We start from the raw sequence: 18,966 nt of genomic DNA on the forward strand, positions 1-18,966 counted from the left end.
CGACGATTCCCGGGGGCGAGGGGGTGTGGAAGACTGCCCGGGCGTTGCGCAAGTGAACAGTTGTCCGGCTGAGGGGGAGATGAGTGCCGGTGAGCAAGCAGCAGGTGCAGAACATGCTGCGGTTGATGGCGGGAGGCGGGCCCGTCGAGCTCACCAGCCCCATGGCCTCCGTGAAGAAGCTGGCCCGGCTCGCCTTCGTGGCGCAGCAGTTCGGCTACGAGTACGCGGACGTCCGGCAGGGCGGCTCGCGGGGCAGCGCGCTGAAGATGCTGATCGTCCCCGACCCCGCCCCGCAGGCACGCGCGCGGGCCGCGCAGAACTGGGCGCAGTACCCGAACGTCTCCGACGGCGTCTCCCTGCCGCCCGTCGTGCCCGACGCCTTCGAGCTGCTGAAGGCGCGCATCAACTTCGACCTCACCGGCAAGAACGCCGAGAAGCGCATGGGGTACGGCGCGCTGGGCGTCACCGCGGGCTGCGCGATCCTCGGTGTACGGCTCGGCGGCACGAACACCGACTTCATCGCCGCCGCCGTCACCTGGGTCGTCCTCATGGGCGTCTTCGGTATCGGCTTCGTCGTCACCCGGCACCGCAACGCCAAGTTCGCCGCCCGGCTGCAGGCCGCAGGCTTCGCGCGGGTGACCGACGAGACCGGGCGGGTGCGCTACCTCCCGCCGGGCGCGATGGCCGGATACGGCCAGAGCCCGTACGGCGGCGGCTTCCCGGCACCGGCCCCGGCCCCGGGCCCTTACGGCGCCCAGTACGGCGGCGCGTACGGCACCGCCGCCCCGACGCCCGCGGGCGGCTACGGACAGCAGCAGCCCCCGCAGCAGCCCCAGCCCCACGCCCAACCGCAGCCCTACGCCCAGCCCCAGCCCCACGCCCAGCCCCACCAGCAGCCGGGCCCGTACGGCGGGCAGCAGCCGTACCCCCAGCCGCATCCTCAGCCGTACCCCCAGCCGCATCCTCAGCCGCAGGCCCAGCAGTATCCTCAGCGGCCCCCGGCCCCGTATCCGCCTCAGGGCCCGGCCCCCTACGGGCAGCAGCCCCCGCGCTGAGCCCTGCCCAAAACCTCTCACCGGGCCCCCGCGCAAGGTGAGAGCAACGTTCCTTTCCGGTCACCCACAGCCACAGCCCGGAAACGCGCCCTCCCTACCTTCGGGACTCATCACCGCTCATCCCCCCGAACCACCCGAGTCCCGGAGCACCGTGGAGGCGTCATGACAGCCCCGAGTACAGCCCCCGCACCCCCGTCCCCCGTGAAGAAGGGGAGCCGCTGGATCGAGGAGTGGGACCCGGAGAACGAGACCTTCTGGAACGACAAGGGCGAGAAGATCGCCCGCCGTAACCTGCTCTTCTCCGTCCTCTCCGAGCACATCGGCTTCTCGATCTGGACGATGTGGTCCGTGCTGGTGCTCTTCATGGGCCCGAAGTACGGCCTCACCCCGGCCGACAAGTTCCTGCTGACGTCGATGGTGACGCTGGTCGGGGCGGTCGTGCGGGTGCCGTACACCTTCGCCGTCGCGGTCTTCGGCGGCCGGAACTGGACGATCATCTCCGCCGGTCTGCTCCTGATCCCCACGATCGCCGCGTTCGCGGTGATGAAGCCCGGCACCTCCTTCAACACGTTTTTGCTGGTCGGTCTGCTGGCGGGCATCGGCGGCGGCAACTTCGCCTCCTCGATGACCAACATCAACGCCTTCTTCCCGCTGCGCAAGAAGGGGTGGGCGCTCGGCCTCAACGCGGGCGGCGGCAACATCGGCGTGCCGGTCATCCAGCTGATCGCCCTCGCCGTCATCGGCGCGAGCGGCGGGCCGCGCGTACTGCTCGGGATCTACATCCCGCTGATCCTTCTCGCCGCGACCCTCGCCGCGCTGTACATGGACAACCTCGCGTCCGTGAAGAACGACACCGGCGCCGCCATCGACTCCGCGAAGGACGCCCACACCTGGATCATGTCCTTCCTCTACGTCGGGACGTTCGGGTCGTTCATCGGCTACTCCTTCGCCTTCGGCCAGGTGCTGACCAACCAGTTCGGCCGGACGCCGCTCCAGGCGGCCTACCTCACCTTCATCGGCCCGCTGCTCGGCTCCCTCATCCGCCCGGTCGGCGGCTGGCTCGCCGACCGCTACGGCGGCGCCCGCATCACCCTGTACAACTACGTCGGCATGGCCGCCGCCACCGCCGTCCTGGTCTTCGCCAGCATGCAGAAGTCGCTGCCGCTCTTCGTCTCCGTCTTCGTGGTGCTGTTCGTGCTCAGCGGCCTCGGCAACGGGTCGACGTACAAGATGATCCCGGGCATCTTCCAGGCGAAGGCCGTCGCCAAGGGGCTCGAAGGGGAAGAGGCGGCTGCCTACGGGCGACGGCTGTCCGGCGCCTCCATGGGGCTCATCGGGGCGGTCGGCGCGCTCGGCGGCGTCGGCATCAACATGGCCTTCCGGCAGTCCTTCCTCTCCTACGGCTCCGGAACCGGCGCGTTCGTCGCCTTCCTCGCCTTCTACGCGGTGTGCTTCGTGGTCACCTGGGCCGTATACCTTCGCCGTCCGGCGGGCCGGGTGACGGCAGCCAGCTCGGCATCCGAGGCGAAGCCGCAGCTCAGTTACGCCGAGGTGTGACGTAACACTGACGACATGTCGCCGAACCGAGCCTGTCACGCACCGTTGACAGGCTCGTCGGCATGTAGATGTACACGCGACTTGAGTGCGGGACGAGGGCTATGTACGAGGAACAGCAACAACCGGCCTCCAGCCCCCAGGGCGCCGTCGAACACGGGCCCCTCGCGGGCTTCACCGTGGGCGTGACGGCAGCGCGCCGGGCCGAGGAGCTCGGCGCGCTGCTCCAGCGGCGCGGGGCGGCGGTGCTGCACGCGCCCGCGTTGCGGATCGTGCCGCTCGCCGATGACGGCGAGCTGCTCGCCGCCACCAAGGACCTCATCGACCAGGCGCCGGACGTCGTGGTGGCCACCACCGCCATCGGCTTCCGTGGCTGGGTCGAGGCCGCCGACGGCTGGGGGCTCGGTGAGCAGCTGCTCGCCCGGCTCGGCGGCGTCGAGCTGCTGGCCCGCGGGCCCAAGGTCAAGGGCGCCATCCGGGCCGCGGGGCTGACGGAGGACTGGTCGCCGTCGAGCGAGTCCATGGCCGAGGTGCTCGACCGACTGCTGGAGGAGGGCGTCGACGGGCGCCGGGTCGCCGTCCAGCTGCACGGCGAGCCGCTGCCGGGGTTCGTGGAGTCGCTGCGGGCCGCGGGCGCGGAAGTGGTGGGGGTGCCCGTCTACCGGTGGATGCCGCCGGAGGACGTCTCGCCGCTCGACCGGCTCCTCGACGCCGCCGTCTCGCGCGGACTGGACGCCATCACCTTCACCAGCGCGCCGGCGGCCGCGTCCCTGCTGTCGCGGGCCGAGGAGCGCGGGCTGCTGCCCGAGCTGCTCGCCGCCCTGCACCACGATGTGCTGCCCGCCTGCGTCGGGCCGGTCACCGCGCTGCCGCTGCAGGCGCGGGGCGTGGACACCGTCTCCCCCGAGCGGTTCCGGCTCGGGCCGCTCGTGCAGTTGCTGTGCCAGGAGCTGCCGGGGCGGGCCCGGGCGCTGCCGATCGCCGGGCACCGGGTGGAGATCCGGGGGCACGCGGTGCTGGTGGACGGGTCGTTGAAGCCGGTGCCGCCGGCCGGGATGTCGCTGCTGCGGGCGCTGTCGCGGCGGCCGGGGTGGGTGGTGCCGCGGTCGGACCTGCTGCGGGCGCTGCCGGGGGCGGGGCGTGACGAGCATGCCGTCGAGACGGCGATGGCCCGTCTGCGGACGGCCCTCGGGGCGCCGAAGCTGATCCAGACGGTGGTGAAGCGGGGGTACCGGCTGGCGCTGGACCCTGCGGCCGACGCGAAGTACGCGGACGCGTAGGTCTTTGGGCGGGTTGTCCCTCACCCGGGGTCGGTGTGGCCGTCCCCGGGGGCTGCCGCCCCCGGACCCCCGCTTCGGCCCCGAAAGGGCCTCGTCCTCAACCGCCGGACAGGGTGGGATGCACTGACCTGCGTGGCAAAGCCCAGGGGGTTCCGGTTACCGCCCCGGCACTGGCACTGTGAAGAAGAACGGTTTCCTCATGAGTGCCTCTCGGCTGGCGGTGACACGCGCATGGACGAGCTGCGGTTCGATGCCGGACGGATCTGTCTCGACCTGCTCGCGACCGCGCACCCCCTCGAACGGCTCGACGCCGTCGCGCCGCTGGATGCGTGGATCCGCGGCTGTGGGCTCGTCCCGCCGGGGACCCCGCTCGGCCACGCCGACGCGTCCTGGCCGCCGGCCTTCCGGGAACTGCGCCGCACCATCGGCCAGTTGGTGCACGGCTGGCTCGCCCGAGGGGACGCCGGGTCGTACGACCTCGCCCTCGCCCGCGTCAACGAGGTCGCCCGGGCCGCGCCCCCGACCCCCCGTGCCGTGCGCGGCGAAGACGGCGCGCTCGTGCGGGCGTTGGACGGGCCGCCGGAGTGCGCCGCGCTGCTCGCCGCCGTGGCCCGGGACGCGGTGGAGCTGTTGACCGATCCCGCCGCCCGGGCGGCGCTGCGGCAGTGCGCGGGGTACAACTGCCCGATCGTGTACGTCGACACGTCCCGGGGCCGTCGGCGCCGCTGGTGTTCCAGTGAGGTCTGCGGGAACCGGGAGCGGGTCGCCCGGCATCGCCGACGCGCGGCGGCACTCGCGCGGACCTGACGCGCCGTCGCCTCTCCAACTGCCCTGTCTGGTATGCGGCTTTCGTGGAGGCGGGTCGGCCCAACCATCGAAGTGATTTCGATTACACGCCGTTTACCCGCGTCGCGCCCCGGGCAGTCGGCCCGATCTTGTCGGTGTGGCGAAAATGTAAAGAAAACGGGGTGGGAATGTGCCGCCATGTCCCCCTCGTCATGACACCCGGAAGAAAAGTCTCCCCGCGGTTTGAACACTCAACACCCCGCTTCCGTACCCGTCGTCGAGCGACCGACTGGGGGAACCCCCGGACACCGGAGGTGGGCGTGCGCAAGGATGCGGCCGTGGCCAATGAACGTGGATCGAGGGCCCGACATCGCATGTCCCAGCCCTCGGAACCTGACGAGGAGCTGATGCGTGCTCTGTATCGGGAGCATGCCGGACCCCTGCTTGCGTATGTCCTGCGCCTGGTTGCCGGAGATCGGCAGCGTGCCGAGGACGTCGTACAAGAGACGCTCATCCGTGCCTGGAAGAACGCCGGTCAGCTCAATCGAGCGACCGGATCGGTACGCCCCTGGCTGGTGACGGTCGCACGCCGCATCGTCATCGACGGCCACCGCAGCCGGCAGGCCCGGCCGCAGGAGGTCGACCCGTCGCCGCTGGAGGTCATTCCTGCGGAGGACGAGATCGACAAGGCGCTGTGGCTGATGACGCTGTCCGACGCGCTCGACGACCTGACCCCGGCTCACCGGGAGGTGCTCGTCGAGACGTATTTCAAGGGGCGTACCGTCAACGAGGCGGCCGAGACGCTGGGCATACCCAGCGGCACCGTGCGCTCACGGGTCTTCTATGCCCTGCGGTCGATGAAGCTGGCTCTTGAGGAGCGGGGGGTGACGGCGTGATGAGCGGTTACGGGGGATTCGGAGCAGGTGGTTCGGGTATGTCTGGCCCCATGCAGGGATCAGTGGGATCTCCGAGCCCGAGCGAACACGAGACCGTCGGCGCCTACGCCCTCGGCATCCTCGACGACGCCGAGGCGACCGCCTTCGAGATGCACCTCGCGGGCTGCGAATGGTGCGCTCAGCAACTGGACGAGCTCGCCGGCATGGAACCCATGCTGGCCGCCCTCGCGGACCTGCCGGGCACCGGCACACCCGCGATCGGCGACTCCCTGTCCGCCCGCCCCAGCCCGCGCCTCGCGGAACGGCTGGTCGACGAGGTGTCCGAGCGCCGGGCGCAAAAGCGCCGCCGCTCCTTCTTCCTCGTGGCGGCCGCGGCCGCGCTGATCATCGGCGGCCCGCTCACGGTGCTGGCGGCGACCGGCGGCGACAGCGGGACCAAGGGGACCGAGGCGAGCGCGACCAAGTCCGCCAACGCCGCCAAGTCGACGTTCGACACGCTCTCCGACCGGGTGTCGTCGACCGACCCCGCGTCCAAGGTCTCCGCGACCGTCGCCATGGGCGAGAAGGCGTGGGGCACGGAGATCGGCGTCGAGCTGAAGAACGTGACGGGTCCGGAGAAGTGCTCGCTCATCGCCGTCGGCAAGAACGGCGAGCGCGAGACGGTCTCCTCCTGGTCGGTCCCGGAGTGGGGCTACGGCCTGCCGGGCGCCAAGACCGAACAGGCGAAGAACCCGCTCTACGTCGTCGGCGGCGCGGCCTTCGCCCCGAACGAGATCGACCACTTCGAGGTCATGACCTTCGGCGGCAAGAAGCTCGTCCAGGTCGACGCGTAGCTTCACCGGCCCCCTTCGCGTACGGTTGACGGCTGCCCAGCACGTCAGAAGGGGGCCCGGTGGCCGCTCAGGCACAGCAGGAAACCGCGGTCGTATCGGTCCAGGAAACCGCACCGGATTCGGTGCGGGACCGAGAGATCAGCGTGGAACAGGAACACCTCGACCGGGTGTACCGCCGCCTCGAGGAGAAGATCGACGAGGCCGAGTTCCTCATGAACGACGCGGCCCAGCGGGGTCAGGTCGGCACGCCCGGCGCCCTCGCCGAGCGGGACGCGCAGGTGTTCCGCGCGGGCGTCCACCTCAACCGGCTCAACAACGAGTTCGAGGACTTCCTGTTCGGGCGGATCGACCTCCTCCTCGGCAAGGACGGCAAGAAGGGTCCCGACGGCGCCTACACCGCCGTGGAGCCCGCGGAGGGCACCGTCAGGCCCGACAACACCGCCGACATCGCCGAGACGCTCCACATCGGCCGGATCGGCGTCCTCGACTCCGAGTACGCCCCGCTGGTCATCGACTGGCGGGCGCCGGCGGCGGCCCCCTTCTACCGGTCCACCCCGGTCGACCCGGGGCGCGTCGTACGGCGTCGCGTGATCCGCTCCAAGGGGCGCCGGGTCCTCGGCGTCGAGGACGACCTGATGCGTCCCGAGCTGAAGGCGTCCCTGGACGGCGACGAGCTCGCCGTCATCGGCGACGGCGCCCTGATGGCCGCGCTCGGGCAGGCCCGCAGCCACACCATGCGGGACATCGTCGCCTCCATCCAGGCCGAGCAGGACCTCGTCATCCGCGCCCCCGCCGCCTCCGTCACCTACGTCGAGGGCGGCCCGGGGACCGGGAAGACGGCCGTCGCCCTGCACCGGGCGGCCTACCTCCTCTACCAGGACCGGCGCCGGTACGCGGGCGGCATCCTCATCGTCTCGCCCACCCCGCTGCTGGTGGCGTACACGGAGGGCGTGCTGCCCTCCCTCGGCGAGGAGGGGCAGGTCGCCATCCGCGCCATCGGCTCCCTCGTCGACGGCGCCGAGGCCACCCTGTACGACTCCCCGGCGGTGGCCCGCGCCAAGGGCTCGTACCGCATGCTGAAGGTGCTGCGGAAGGCGGCCCGCGGCGCACTGGAGACCGGCGGCAACGCCAACGCCAACGGCAGTGGCAGTGGCGGCCAGGGCGCGGGGCAGCTCAGCTTCGACGAGCCCCCCGCCGGCCCCTCCGGCGCCGGCGTCACCCCCACCCGTCTGCGGGTCGTCGCCTTCGGCCGCCGGCTGGAGCTGGAGGCCGCCGACCTGGACCGGATCCGGCAGAGCGCCCTCAGCGGCACCGCCCCCGTGAACCTGCTGCGCCCCCGCGCCCGCAAGCTCCTCCTGGACGCCCTGTGGGAGCGCTCCGGCGCGGCCGGCCGGCACACCGACCCCGAGCTCGCCGCCGAGCTGCGCTCCTCCTTCGACGAGGACGTGACCACCGAGGACACGTTCATCGCCTTCCTCGACGCCTGGTGGCCCGAGCTGACCCCGCAGGCCGTCCTGGCGGCCATGGCCGACGAACGGCGGCTCGGCCGCTGGGCCCGCCGCATCCTCAACCCCGGCGAGGTCCGCAGGGTCGCCCGCTCCCTCAAGCGGGACGGCCGCTCCGTGCACGACATCGCCATGCTCGACGAGCTCCAGTCGATCCTCGGCGCCCCGGTGCGCCCGAGGAAGCGCCGCGAACTCGACCCGCTGGACCAGCTCACCGGCCTGGAGGAGCTGATGCCGGTGCGCGAGGAGTCGCAGCGCGAGCGCGCCGAGCGGCTCGCGCAGGAGCGCGTCGAGTACGCCCACGTCATCGTCGACGAGGCGCAGGACCTCACGCCGATGCAGTGGCGCATGGTCGGCCGCCGCGGCCGGCACGCCACCTGGACGGTCGTCGGCGACCCGGCCCAGTCCTCCTGGTCCGACCCGGACGAGGCCGCCGAGGCCCGCGACGAGGCCCTCGGCACCCGCCCCCGCCGCCGCTTCCAGCTCACCGTGAACTACCGCAACCCGGCCGAGATCGCCGAGCTGGCCGCCAAGGTGCTGGCGCTGGCCATGCCGGGCGCCGAGTCCCCGTCGGCGGTCAGGTCGACGGGGGTCGTACCGCGCTTCACGGCCGTCACCGACACCCTGGCGTCGACCGTGCGTGCCGAGGCCGAGCGGCTCCTGGACCGGGTCGACGGCACCGTCGGCGTCGTCGTCGCCATGAACCGCCGCGAGGAGGCCAGACGCTGGCTCGCCGGGCTCGGCGAACGCGTGGTGGCCCTCGGTAGCCTGGAGGCCAAGGGCCTGGAGTACGACGCCACGGTCGTCGTCTCACCGGCGGAGATCGCGGACGAGAGCCCGGCGGGCCTGCGCGTGCTGTACGTGGCGCTCACCCGGGCCACGCAGCAGCTCACGGTCGTCTCCGGGGACCGCGACGAACCGGACGCGGGCGGCGTGCCGGACCTCCTGCGGGACTGAACAGCCGACGGTTTCCTGTGAACTGCCCGGACGGGAATGGCGATCGGGGATCCGTTTGTTAGCCTGGGTGTGACACCGGCTCGATCCAAGCCCCCGGGCCCAACCTTCGTCGCTACGAGCGACCACTTGCCGCGAGGCGAGCATGGCGGGTCGGTGTCATGAACGCAGGAGAGGCCCACATCACCGCGTGTGATGTGGGCCTCTTTTATTGAGAACAAAACGATCGCAATCCAGGGCGGCTTTCACGTACTCGTCGGTAGGTGCGACGATCGGACGGCAAACCCGCGACCCAGCAGTGCAGAGGAAGTCGGCCATGGCAACGGCGCCCAGCGTCTCCTACTCGATGACGGTCCGGCTGGAGGTGCCCGCGAGCGGTACCGCGGTCTCCCAGCTCACCGGGGCCGTCGAGTCCCACGGAGGCTCGGTGACCGGCCTCGACGTCACCGCTTCCGGGCACGAGAAGCTCCGCATCGACGTCACCATCGCCGCCACCTCCACCTCCCACGCCGACGAGATCGTCGAGCAGCTGCGCGGGATCGAGGGCGTCACCCTCGGCAAGGTCTCCGACCGTACGTTCCTGATGCACCTCGGCGGCAAGATCGAGATGGCGTCGAAGCACCCCATCCGCAACCGTGACGATCTCTCGATGATCTACACGCCGGGTGTGGCCCGCGTCTGCATGGCGATCGCCGAGAACCCCGAGGACGCCCGCCGCCTCACCATCAAGCGCAACTCCGTTGCGGTCGTGACGGACGGCTCGGCCGTGCTGGGCCTGGGCAACATCGGCCCGAAGGCCGCGCTGCCCGTCATGGAGGGCAAGGCGGCCCTCTTCAAGCGGTTCGCCGGCATCGACGCCTGGCCGCTGTGCCTGGACACCCAGGACACCGACGCGATCGTCGAGATCGTGAAGGCGATCGCCCCGGGCTTCGCGGGCATCAACCTGGAGGACATCTCCGCCCCGCGCTGCTTCGAGATCGAGGCCCGCCTGCGCGAGGCCCTCGACATCCCCGTCTTCCACGACGACCAGCACGGCACCGCGATCGTCGTCCTCGCCTCCCTCACGAACGCCCTGCGCGTCGTGGACAAGGGCATCGGGGACGTCCGGGTCGTCATGTCCGGCGCCGGCGCGGCCGGCACGGCCATCCTCAAGCTGCTGCTCGCGGCCGGCGTGAAGAACGCGGTCGTCGCCGACATCCACGGCGTCGTCCACGCGGACCGCGAGGACCTCGTCTCCGCGGCCCCCGACTCGGCGCTGCGGTGGATCGCCGACAACACCAACCCCGAGGGCCTCACCGGCACCCTGAAGGAGGCCGTGCGCGGCGCGGACGTCTTCATCGGCGTCTCCGCCCCGAACGTCCTCGACGGGGCCGACGTGGCCGCGATGGCCGAGGACGCCATCGTGTTCGCGCTCGCGAACCCGGACCCCGAGGTGGACCCGGCGATCGCCCGCCAGACGGCCGCCGTCGTGGCCACCGGCCGCTCCGACTTCCCCAACCAGATCAACAACGTGCTGGTCTTCCCGGGCGTCTTCCGCGGCCTGCTGGACGCGCAGTCCCGCACGGTCAACACCGACATGATGCTGGCGGCCGCAAAGGCCCTGGCCGACGTCGTGAGCGACGACGAGCTGAACGCGAACTACATCATCCCGAGCGTCTTCAACGACAAGGTCGCCGGCGCGGTGGCGGGTGCGGTGCGGGACGCCGCGAAGGCGGTCGGCGCGTCGGCCTCGTAGGCTCCGGTGCGTAAGGTGCGGGGCCGGTGCGGCTGTGAGGCTCGCCACGACGGCCCCGCAACGGCGCGTCGCGGAACCTCGCGCCGCGACCCGCCCTCTAGGGTTGCGCCGAGCTAAGCCCCCTTCGTGTGACACACATGGGTTGTCTCACGCCTGAGTGCGGGTGCCGGATTGGCTTTCCCGCCGCAGGTAGGGGCAGGATGCGTCTCTGGGCGCGAGCACAACGACTTCGCTGTGCCCCACATGCGGCTCCGCCGCGTGGCACGCCTCAACGGCAAGAAGAACACGGGAGTAACAACATGAACCGCAGTGAGCTGGTGGCCGCGCTGGCCGACCGCGCCGAGGTGACCCGCAAGGACGCCGACGCAGTGCTGGCCGCGTTCGCCGAGGTCGTCGGCGACATCGTCTCCAAGGGCGACGAGAAGGTCACCATCCCCGGCTTCCTGACCTTCGAGCGCACCCACCGTGCCGCTCGCACCGCGCGCAACCCGCAGACCGGCGACCCGATCCAGATCCCGGCCGGCTACAGCGTGAAGGTCTCCGCGGGCTCGAAGCTCAAGGAAGCGGCCAAGGGCAAGTGACGCTCCGCTGAGAGCGCCGTAGGCCATACGAGGGGGCGGCACCCGGGATCCCGGGTGCCGCCCCCTCGTGGTCGCGCTCAACAATGGCCTCAAACGCCGGCCGGGCCGGATTTCGCCGGCCCCGGCCGAGTGCCTGGCCGACTCGCCTAGCCGAGTGCCTTGCCGGGGAGCTCGACCTTCGCGCCGAGTTCCACGAGCTTCTCCATGAAGTTCTCGTAGCCGCGGTTGATGAGGTCGATGCCGTGGACGCGGGAGGTGCCCTGGGCCGCGAGGGCGGCGATCAGGTACGAGAAGCCGCCGCGGAGGTCGGGGATGACCAGGTCGGCGCCCTGGAGCTTGGTCGGGCCGGAGACGACCGCCGAGTGCAGGAAGTTGCGCTGCCCGAAGCGGCAGTCGGAGCCACCGAGGCACTCCCGGTACAGCTGGATGTGCGCGCCCATCTGGTTGAGCGCCGAGGTGAAGCCCAGCCGGGACTCGTAGACCGTCTCGTGGACGATGGACAGGCCCGTGGCCTGCGTCAGGGCGACGACCAGCGGCTGCTGCCAGTCGGTCTGGAAACCGGGGTGGACGTCCGTCTCCAGCGCGATGGACTTCAGCTGGCCGCCCGGGTGCCAGAACCGGATGCCCTCGTCGTCGATCTCGAAGGCGCCGCCCACCTTGCGGTAGGTGTTCAGGAACGTCATCATCGAGCGCTGCTGGGCGCCGCGGACGTAGATGTTGCCCTCGGTCGCCAGCGCCGCGCTCGCCCAGGAGGCGGCCTCCAGGCGGTCCGAGAGGGCCGCGTGGTTGTAGCCGCCGAGCTTGTCCACACCGGTGATGCGGATGGTGCGGTCGGTGTCCATCGCGATGATGGCGCCCATCTTCTGCAGTACGCAGATGAGGTCCTCGATCTCCGGCTCCACGGCCGCGTTCGAGAGCTCGGTGACGCCCTCCGCCAGGACGGCCGTCAGCAGCACCTGCTCGGTCGCGCCGACGGACGGGTACGGCAGCCGGATCTTCGTGCCGCGCAGCCGCTGCGGGGCCTCCAGGTACTGCCCGTCCGCCCGCTTCTCGATCTTCGCGCCGAACTGCCGCAGCACGTCGAAGTGGAAGTCGATCGGCCGGCCGCCGATGTCGCAGCCGCCGAGGCCCGGGATGAACGCATGCCCGAGGCGGTGCAGCAGCGGGCCGCAGAACAGGATCGGGATCCGGCTGGAGCCCGCGTGGGCGTCGATGTCGGCGACGTTGGCGCTCTCGACATAGGTCGGGTCGAGCACCAGCTCGCCCGGCTCCTCGCCCGGACGGACCGTCACCCCGTGCAGTTGCAGCAGGCCGCGTACGACCCGCACGTCACGGATGTCCGGAACGTTGCGCAGCCGACTCGGCTCACTGCCCAGCAGGGCGGCGACCATGGCCTTGGGTACGAGGTTCTTCGCACCGCGGACACGGATCTCGCCCTCGAGCGGGGTTCCGCCGTGGACAAGCAGTACGTCGTCAGAGCCGTTGACGGTCATGTATCTCGCGTTCCATGGATGGTGGATTGGGGGCAAGGGCCTTGGTTCGGCCCGGGATCGGGGGCAGGGCCAGATGAGACAGAGTAATCGCCGTCGACCCCTGTCCCGTAAGCCCAAGGACCGCCCAGGAACGTCATAGCCGTGTCACAACACGAGGCGTTTCCCGGCGGGCACACGGGGTCACCGCCGTCCCGTGCCGCCGTTCGTGCGCCCGGGCTCCCGACCTGCTCTCGCTCGCGTACCCCGCATTGCCTCCCCACTTCACGGGAAGATGCGGGATCATGTCTGGCATGACCGAGGTGTCCTCGCTCACAGGGCGGCTGCTCGTGGCAACGCCCGCCCTGGCGGACCCGAACTTCGACCGTGCGGTGGTGCTCCTTCTCGACCACGACGAGGAGGGCTCCCTCGGTGTCGTCCTCAACCGGCCCACGCCGGTGGGCGTGAGCGACATCCTGGAGGGCTGGGCGGACCTCACCGGCGAACCCGGCGTCGTCTTCCAGGGCGGCCCGGTGTCCCTCGACTCCGCCCTCGGGGTCGCCGTCATCCCGGGCGGCACGGCCGTCGACGGCGCCCCGATGGGCTGGCGCCGGGTGCACGGCGCGATCGGCCTCGTCGACCTGGAGGCCCCGCCGGAGCTCCTCGCCTCGGCCCTCGGCTCCCTGCGGATCTTCGCCGGCTACGCCGGCTGGGGCCCCGGCCAGCTGGAGGACGAGCTGGTGGAGGGCGCCTGGTACGTCGTGGAGTCCGAGCCCGGCGACGTCTCCTCGCCCGCCCCGGAGAGACTCTGGCGCGAGGTGCTGCGCCGCCAGCGCAGCGAGCTGGCGATGGTGGCGACGTATCCGGACGACCCTTCGCTCAACTGACGGCTGTGAGCTTCAGTACCCTTGGTGGTCATGAGCACTCTTGAGCCTGAGACCCAGCCCCAGCGAGGCACTGGGACGGGGACCCTCGTAGAGCCGACGCCGCAGGTGTCGCACGGTGACGGGGACCACGAGCGCTTCGCCCACTACGTCCAGAAGGACAAGATCATGGCGAGCGCCCTCGACGGGACGCCCGTCGTGGCCCTGTGCGGCAAGGTATGGGTGCCTGGCCGCGACCCGAAGAAGTACCCGGTGTGCCCGATGTGCAAGGAGATCTTCGAGTCCATGGGCATGGGCGGCGACGACAAGGGCCAGGGCGGCGACAAGAAGTAGCCCGCCGGTCCTCGGAAGGCCCCCGGGGCGCGTTCTGACGCGCTTCGGGGGCCTTTGCGTGTTTCTGCCGTTGCACGGGGTGCGTCGGGTGGTCACAGAGTGGTTGAGACCTCTTGTCGTCGCGTTCATGAAGTCCCTAGCCTCCGGTGTGTTGTGCAGAGCAAAACAGCCATTGCGTATGTTGCAACGCAACGCTCGGAGGATCGCTCCATGAAGCTCCCCTCGCTCCCCTCGCTCACCACGATCACCACGATCACCACCAGACTCGCCGTGCTCGCGGCCGCCGCCCTCGTCGCCACCGCCTGCGCCCCCCAGACGTCCGACAACTCCTCTTCCGACACCGACGCCAAGACGGGCACCCTGCGCGTCTGGCTCTTCCAGGAGGTCGGCAACAAGCCGAAGGAACAGGTCGTCGACTCCGTCGTCGCCGCCTTCGAGAAGGCCCACAAGGGCACGAAGGCCGCCGTCGAGTACATCCCCGTCGACACCCGCGCCCAGCGCGTCAAGGCAGCCTTCAACGACCCGAAGTCCGCCCCCGACGTCATGGAGTACGGCAACACCGACACGGCCGGATACGTCCACGACGGCGGACTCCTCGACGTCACCCAGGACTTCGGCGAGTGGGACGAGACCAAGGACACCGACCCCACCGCCAAACAGTCCGTCACCGTCGACGGCAAGCTCTACGGCGCGCCCTTCTACGTCGGCGTCCGCGCCCTCTACTACCGCACGGACGTCTTCCGGGAACTCGGCCTCGACGTCCCTAAGTCCATGGACGAGCTCGCGACCACCGCGCGCAGAATCCGCGCCGCGAAACCCGACCTGTACGGCCTGGTCGTCGGCGGCGCCTACACCTACGGCGCGATGCCCTTCGTCTGGGCGGCCGGCGGCGAACTCGCCGACGGCAAGAACGGCTCGTACGCCTCCGCCATCGACAGCGCGGCCGCCGGCAAGGGCATCACCGCGTACACCTCGCTCTTCTCCGACGACAACTGTCCCGCCGCCAAGTGCGCGGGCATGGGCGGCAACGACACCATCACCGCGTTCGCCGCCGGCAAGGCGGGCATGGCGATCGGCGGCGACTTCAGCCACACGGCGGTCGAGGCGGGCAAGGTCAAGGGCGAGTACGCGGTCGTCCCGCTGCCCGGTGTGACGTCCGGCTCGATCGCCCCGGCCTTCGCGGGCGGCAACAACATCGGCGTTCTGAAGAGCACCTCGCACCGCACCCTCGCCGTCCAGCTGATGGAGGCCCTCGCCTCCAAGAAGACGCAGGGCGCGCTGTTCGACGCGATGGGCTTCCTGCCCACCTTCACGGACGTCCGCGACCAGGTCGCGGCCAAGGAGCCCTTCGTGAAGCCGTTCGTGCGGACGCTGGCCGCCGGGACGAAGTTCGTGCCCGCCTCGCCCGCGTGGTCGCAGATCGACTCCTCCCGCGTCCTGCCGACCATGTTCCAGGAGGTCATCAGCGGCAAGAAGGACGTCGCGGCGGCCTCCGCCGAGGCGGCGAAGAAGATGGACGCGGCGTTCGGCTCCGCCGGGTGATGTCGGGAACGCCCGGCGGGCGGAGCCGGCAGGCCCCCTGGCTCTACCTCGCCCCTGCGCTGGTCGTCCTCGGCGGGCTGCTGGTCTACCCCGTCTATCAGCTCGGGTTGATCTCACTCTTCCGGTACACGCAGGCGCAGGTCAGCGGTGGTCAGCCGACCGTCTTCCGGGGGTTCGGGAACTACGCCGACGTGTTCTCGGACGACCAGTTCTGGCAGGTGCTGCTGGCGACGGTCGTCTTCGCGGCTGCCTGTGTGCTCTCCACGCTCGCCGTGGGCTGCGCGCTCGCCGTGCTGCTCACGCGCGTGCGTGCCGTGCCCCGGCTCGCGCTGATGCTGGCCGCGCTGGGCGCCTGGGCCACCCCGGCGGTCACCGGCTCCACGGTCTGGCTGCTGCTGTTCGACCCCGACTTCGGCCCGGTCAACCGGGTGCTCGGTCTCGGCGACCACTCGTGGACGTACGGCCGCTACAGCGCCTTCCTCCTCGTCCTCCTCGAAGTGGTGTGGTGCTCGTTCCCGTTCGTGATGGTCACCGTCTACGCCGGGATCCGCGCCGTGCCGACGGAGGTGCTGGAGGCGGCCGCCCTCGACGGAGCCTCGCAGTGGCGGATCTGGCGGTCGGTGCTCGCCCCGATGCTGCGGCCGATCCTCGTGGTCGTCACCATCCAGTCGGTCATCTGGGACTTCAAGGTCTTCACCCAGATCTACGTCATGACGAACGGCGGAGGCATCGCCGGTCAGAACCTCGTCCTGAACGTCTACGCCTATCAACAGGCCTTCGCGTCCTCGCAGTACGGCCTCGGGTCGGCGATCGGCGTCGTGATGCTGCTGATCCTGCTCGCCGTCACGCTGGTCTACCTGCGGCTGCTGCGCCGCCAGGGGGAGGAACTGTGAGGGAGCGATCGTGCGGGGAGGAGCTGTGAACCTTCTGCGGGGCCTGATGGCCCGTCCGTGGCGGCTGGCCGCCGAGGCCGGCGCGCTGCTGATCGCGGCCGTCGTCGCCTTCCCGCTGTACTGGATGGTGCTGAGCGCCTTCAAACCGGCCGGGGAGATCGAGTCGAGCGAGCCGCGGCCATGGACGCTCGCGCCCTCTCTGGATTCCTTCCGGCGGGTGTTCGGACAGCAGGAATTCGGCCGCTACTTCCTCAACAGTGTTGTCGTGGCGGGCACGGTGGTGATCGCCTCCGGAGTGATCGCGTTTCTCGCCGCGACCGCCGTGACCCGATTCCGTTTCCGCTTCCGGACCACTTTGCTGATCATGTTCCTGGTGGCCCAGATGGTGCCCGTGGAGGCACTGACGATCCCGTTGTTCTTCCTCATGCGGGACTTCGGTCAGTTGAACACCCTGGGGTCGCTGATCCTGCCCCACATCGCCTTCTCGCTGCCCTTCGCGATCTGGATGCTGAGAGGGTTCGTGAAAGCCGTTCCTCAGGCGCTGGAGGAGGCCGCGTACCTCGATGGGGCGAGCCGTACCCGCTTTCTGTGGCAGATCCTTTTCCCGCTCGTCCTGCCGGGGCTGGTGGCCACGAGCGTGTTTTCCTTCATCTCCGCCTGGAACGACTTCCTGTTCGCGAAGTCGTTCATCATCAGCGACACTTCCCAGTCGACGCTGCCCATGGCCCTGCTGGTCTTCTACAAGCCGGACGACCCCGACTGGGGCGGTGTGATGGCGGGTTCCACGGTGATGACGATTCCGGTGCTGGTGTTCTTCGTACTCGTACAGCGACGACTGGTCTCGGGGCTGGGCGGAGCGGTAAAGGACTGACCATGACTTCACTGATTCCGGTGCCCCGCCGGGTCGTCGCCGGCTCCGACGAGGTGCGGCTGACGGCGCACTCCCGGATCCACGCCGGTACCGCGACCGAGGGCGTCGGCCACTGGCTGCGCACCGTCCTGTGGCAGGCCACCGGCCTGCCGCTGCACGAGGGACGGGAACTCGACGACATCGTCGGCGACGGCATCGGGCTCCGACTGGACCCCGGGCTCGGCCCCGAGGAGTACCGCCTCGTCAGCGACCGGAGCGGCGTCCTCATCGAGGGCGGCGGCGCGGCCGGGGTGTTCTGGGGCGCTCAGACCCTGCGGCAACTGATGGGTGCCGACGCGTACCGCAAAGCCCCGCTCGGCCGGGACCGCACCTGGACCGTGCCGCACGTCACGATCGAGGACGCCCCCCGTTTCCGCTGGCGCGGCCTCATGTTGGACGTCGCCCGGCACTTCATGCCCAAGGAAGGCGTCCTGCGCTACCTGGACCTGATGGCGGCGCACAAACTCAACGTCTTCCACTTCCATCTGACGGACGATCAGGGCTGGCGCGTCGAGATCAAGAGGCACCCCCGGCTGACCGAGGTCGGTTCCTGGCGAACCCGCACGAAATTCGGCCATCGCGCCTCACCCCTGTGGGACGAGAGGCCGCACGGCGGCTTCTACACGCAGGACGACATCCGGGAGATCGTTGCGTACGCCGCCGAGCGGCATATCACCGTGGTCCCCGAAATCGACGTACCCGGACACTCGCAGGCCGCCATCGCCGCGTATCCGGAACTCGGCAACACCGACGCCACGACTGCATCCATCGAGGGGGGCACCGCCCTCTCTGTCTGGGACACCTGGGGGATCAACCCGAACGTACTCGCCCCCACTGACAACACCCTGCGCTTCTACGAGGGTGTCTTCGAGGAAGTCCTCGATCTCTTCCCCTCGGAGTTCGTGCACATCGGGGGTGACGAATGCCTCAAGGACCAGTGGCGGCAGTCGCCCACCGCGCAGGCGCGCATCGAGGAACTCGGACTCGCGGACGAGGACGAACTGCAGTCCTGGTTCATCGGCCACTTCGACAAGTGGCTCTCCGCGCACGGGCGTCGGCTCATCGGCTGGGACGAGATCCTGGAGGGCGGGCTCGCGGCGGGCGCGGCCGTGTCGTCCTGGCGCGGGTACGCGGGCGGGATCGCCGCCGCGCGCGCGGGACACGACGTCGTCATGTGCCCCGAGCAGCACGTGTACCTGGACCACCGGCAGGACGGCGGCCCGGACGAGCCGGTGCCGATCGGCTATGTGCGCACCCTGGAGGACGTCTATCGGTTCGAACCCGTACCCGCGGAGTTGACGCCCCGGGAGGCCGCGCACGTGCTCGGCACCCAGGCCAACCTGTGGACGGAGGTCATGGAGGACCACGCGCGCGTGGACTACCAGGCCTTCCCCCGTCTCGCCGCGTTCGCCGAGGTCGCCTGGAGTGCCCTGCCCGCCCCGGCGGAACGGGACTTCGCCGGCTTCGAGCGGCGGATGCGGGCCCACTACGGGCGACTCGACGCCCTGGGTGTCGGCTACCGTCCGCCGTCCGGGCCCCGGCCGTGGCAGCGGCGGCCCGGCGTCCTCGGCCGCCCGATCGACGGACCGCCCCCGAACCGGTGAGCTCCGAACCGGTGATCACGGGCGTCACGGAAAAACCCCGGCAGGGTCACCGAAGAGTGGCAATCGCACGCACCGGTGATGTCGTATGAAAACGGACCATCTGTGCGGTGAGGTGGGCGAATGCCTCCTAGCGGACCCCCGCGTTCGGGTGT

General features: G+C 70.5%; 16 protein-coding genes. 15 read left to right on the forward strand and 1 reads right to left on the reverse strand.

Annotation, left to right across the window (positions count from 1 at the left end):
- The first annotated feature begins 89 nt into the window (after nt 1–89).
- The 9 genes from B5557_RS27190 (at nt 90) to B5557_RS27230 (ending at nt 11,179) form a co-directional block, all read left to right on the forward strand.
- Nucleotides 90–1,055, forward strand: coding sequence for a hypothetical protein (locus tag B5557_RS27190; RefSeq protein ID WP_079661916.1), 966 nt, complete (start codon nt 90–92; stop codon nt 1,053–1,055).
- 162 nt (nt 1,056–1,217) lie between these two features.
- Complete coding sequence (locus tag B5557_RS27195; RefSeq protein WP_079661917.1) at nt 1,218–2,612, forward strand: nitrate/nitrite transporter; 1,395 nt, start codon at nt 1,218–1,220, stop codon at nt 2,610–2,612.
- 101 nt (nt 2,613–2,713) lie between these two features.
- Nucleotides 2,714–3,889 carry a uroporphyrinogen-III synthase gene (locus tag B5557_RS27200; RefSeq protein WP_079661918.1) on the forward strand — a complete coding sequence of 392 codons (1,176 nt, stop codon included), beginning with the start codon at nt 2,714–2,716 and terminating at the stop codon, nt 3,887–3,889.
- A gap of 231 nt (nt 3,890–4,120) precedes the next feature.
- Nucleotides 4,121–4,696 (forward strand): CGNR zinc finger domain-containing protein, encoded by a 576-nt coding sequence (locus tag B5557_RS27205; RefSeq protein WP_079661919.1) that lies wholly within the window; start codon nt 4,121–4,123, stop codon nt 4,694–4,696.
- 353 nt (nt 4,697–5,049) lie between these two features.
- On the forward strand, nt 5,050–5,571 hold the full coding sequence (locus B5557_RS27210) for a sigma-70 family RNA polymerase sigma factor (protein WP_010039908.1): 522 nt from the start codon (nt 5,050–5,052) through the stop codon (nt 5,569–5,571).
- 50 nt (nt 5,572–5,621) lie between these two features.
- Nucleotides 5,622–6,404: an anti-sigma factor family protein gene (locus tag B5557_RS27215; RefSeq protein WP_079661920.1), complete on the forward strand. Its 783-nt coding sequence runs from the start codon at nt 5,622–5,624 to the stop codon at nt 6,402–6,404.
- A gap of 59 nt (nt 6,405–6,463) precedes the next feature.
- Nucleotides 6,464–8,866, forward strand: coding sequence for a HelD family protein (locus B5557_RS27220; RefSeq protein WP_079661921.1), 2,403 nt, complete (start codon nt 6,464–6,466; stop codon nt 8,864–8,866).
- 313 nt (nt 8,867–9,179) lie between these two features.
- Nucleotides 9,180–10,598 carry an NAD-dependent malic enzyme gene (locus B5557_RS27225; protein ID WP_079661922.1) on the forward strand — a complete coding sequence of 473 codons (1,419 nt, stop codon included), beginning with the start codon at nt 9,180–9,182 and terminating at the stop codon, nt 10,596–10,598.
- Between the two features lie 299 nt (nt 10,599–10,897).
- Nucleotides 10,898–11,179, forward strand: coding sequence for an HU family DNA-binding protein (locus B5557_RS27230; RefSeq protein WP_004000874.1), 282 nt, complete (start codon nt 10,898–10,900; stop codon nt 11,177–11,179).
- A gap of 146 nt (nt 11,180–11,325) precedes the next feature.
- On the opposite strand, the gene murA is transcribed toward B5557_RS27230, so the two are convergent.
- Nucleotides 11,326–12,672: a UDP-N-acetylglucosamine 1-carboxyvinyltransferase gene (gene murA, locus B5557_RS27235; protein WP_079661923.1), complete on the reverse strand. Its 1,347-nt coding sequence runs from the start codon at nt 12,670–12,672 to the stop codon at nt 11,326–11,328.
- Nucleotides 12,673–12,962: 290 nt separating this feature from the next.
- Between murA and B5557_RS27240 the strand changes: the two genes are divergently transcribed.
- The 6 genes from B5557_RS27240 to B5557_RS27265 all read left to right on the forward strand — a co-directional run bounded on the left by B5557_RS27240 (nt 12,963) and on the right by B5557_RS27265 (nt 18,814).
- Nucleotides 12,963–13,535 (forward strand): YqgE/AlgH family protein, encoded by a 573-nt coding sequence (locus B5557_RS27240; protein WP_079661924.1) that lies wholly within the window; start codon nt 12,963–12,965, stop codon nt 13,533–13,535.
- 30 nt (nt 13,536–13,565) lie between these two features.
- Nucleotides 13,566–13,865, forward strand: coding sequence for a DUF3039 domain-containing protein (locus B5557_RS27245; protein ID WP_079661925.1), 300 nt, complete (start codon nt 13,566–13,568; stop codon nt 13,863–13,865).
- Between the two features lie 210 nt (nt 13,866–14,075).
- The gene (locus B5557_RS27250; RefSeq protein WP_079661926.1) at nt 14,076–15,407 is read left to right on the forward strand and encodes an extracellular solute-binding protein; all 1,332 of its coding nucleotides are present in this window, start codon (nt 14,076–14,078) and stop codon (nt 15,405–15,407) included.
- A complete protein-coding gene (locus tag B5557_RS27255) occupies nt 15,407–16,300 on the forward strand; it encodes a carbohydrate ABC transporter permease (protein ID WP_079661927.1) in 894 nt (297 codons plus the stop codon). Before B5557_RS27250 ends, B5557_RS27255 begins: the two co-directional genes overlap by 1 nt.
- 25 nt (nt 16,301–16,325) lie before the next feature.
- Nucleotides 16,326–17,171: a carbohydrate ABC transporter permease gene (locus B5557_RS27260; RefSeq protein ID WP_079661928.1), complete on the forward strand. Its 846-nt coding sequence runs from the start codon at nt 16,326–16,328 to the stop codon at nt 17,169–17,171.
- Between the two features lie 2 nt (nt 17,172–17,173).
- Nucleotides 17,174–18,814, forward strand: a complete 1,641-nt coding sequence (locus B5557_RS27265) for a beta-N-acetylhexosaminidase (protein ID WP_079661929.1) — start codon at nt 17,174–17,176, stop codon at nt 18,812–18,814.
- Nucleotides 18,815–18,966 lie beyond the last annotated feature (152 nt).

The sequence above is a fragment of the Streptomyces sp. 3214.6 genome, from assembly GCF_900129855.1.
GTDB classification, from domain to species: domain Bacteria; phylum Actinomycetota; class Actinomycetes; order Streptomycetales; family Streptomycetaceae; genus Streptomyces; species Streptomyces soliscabiei.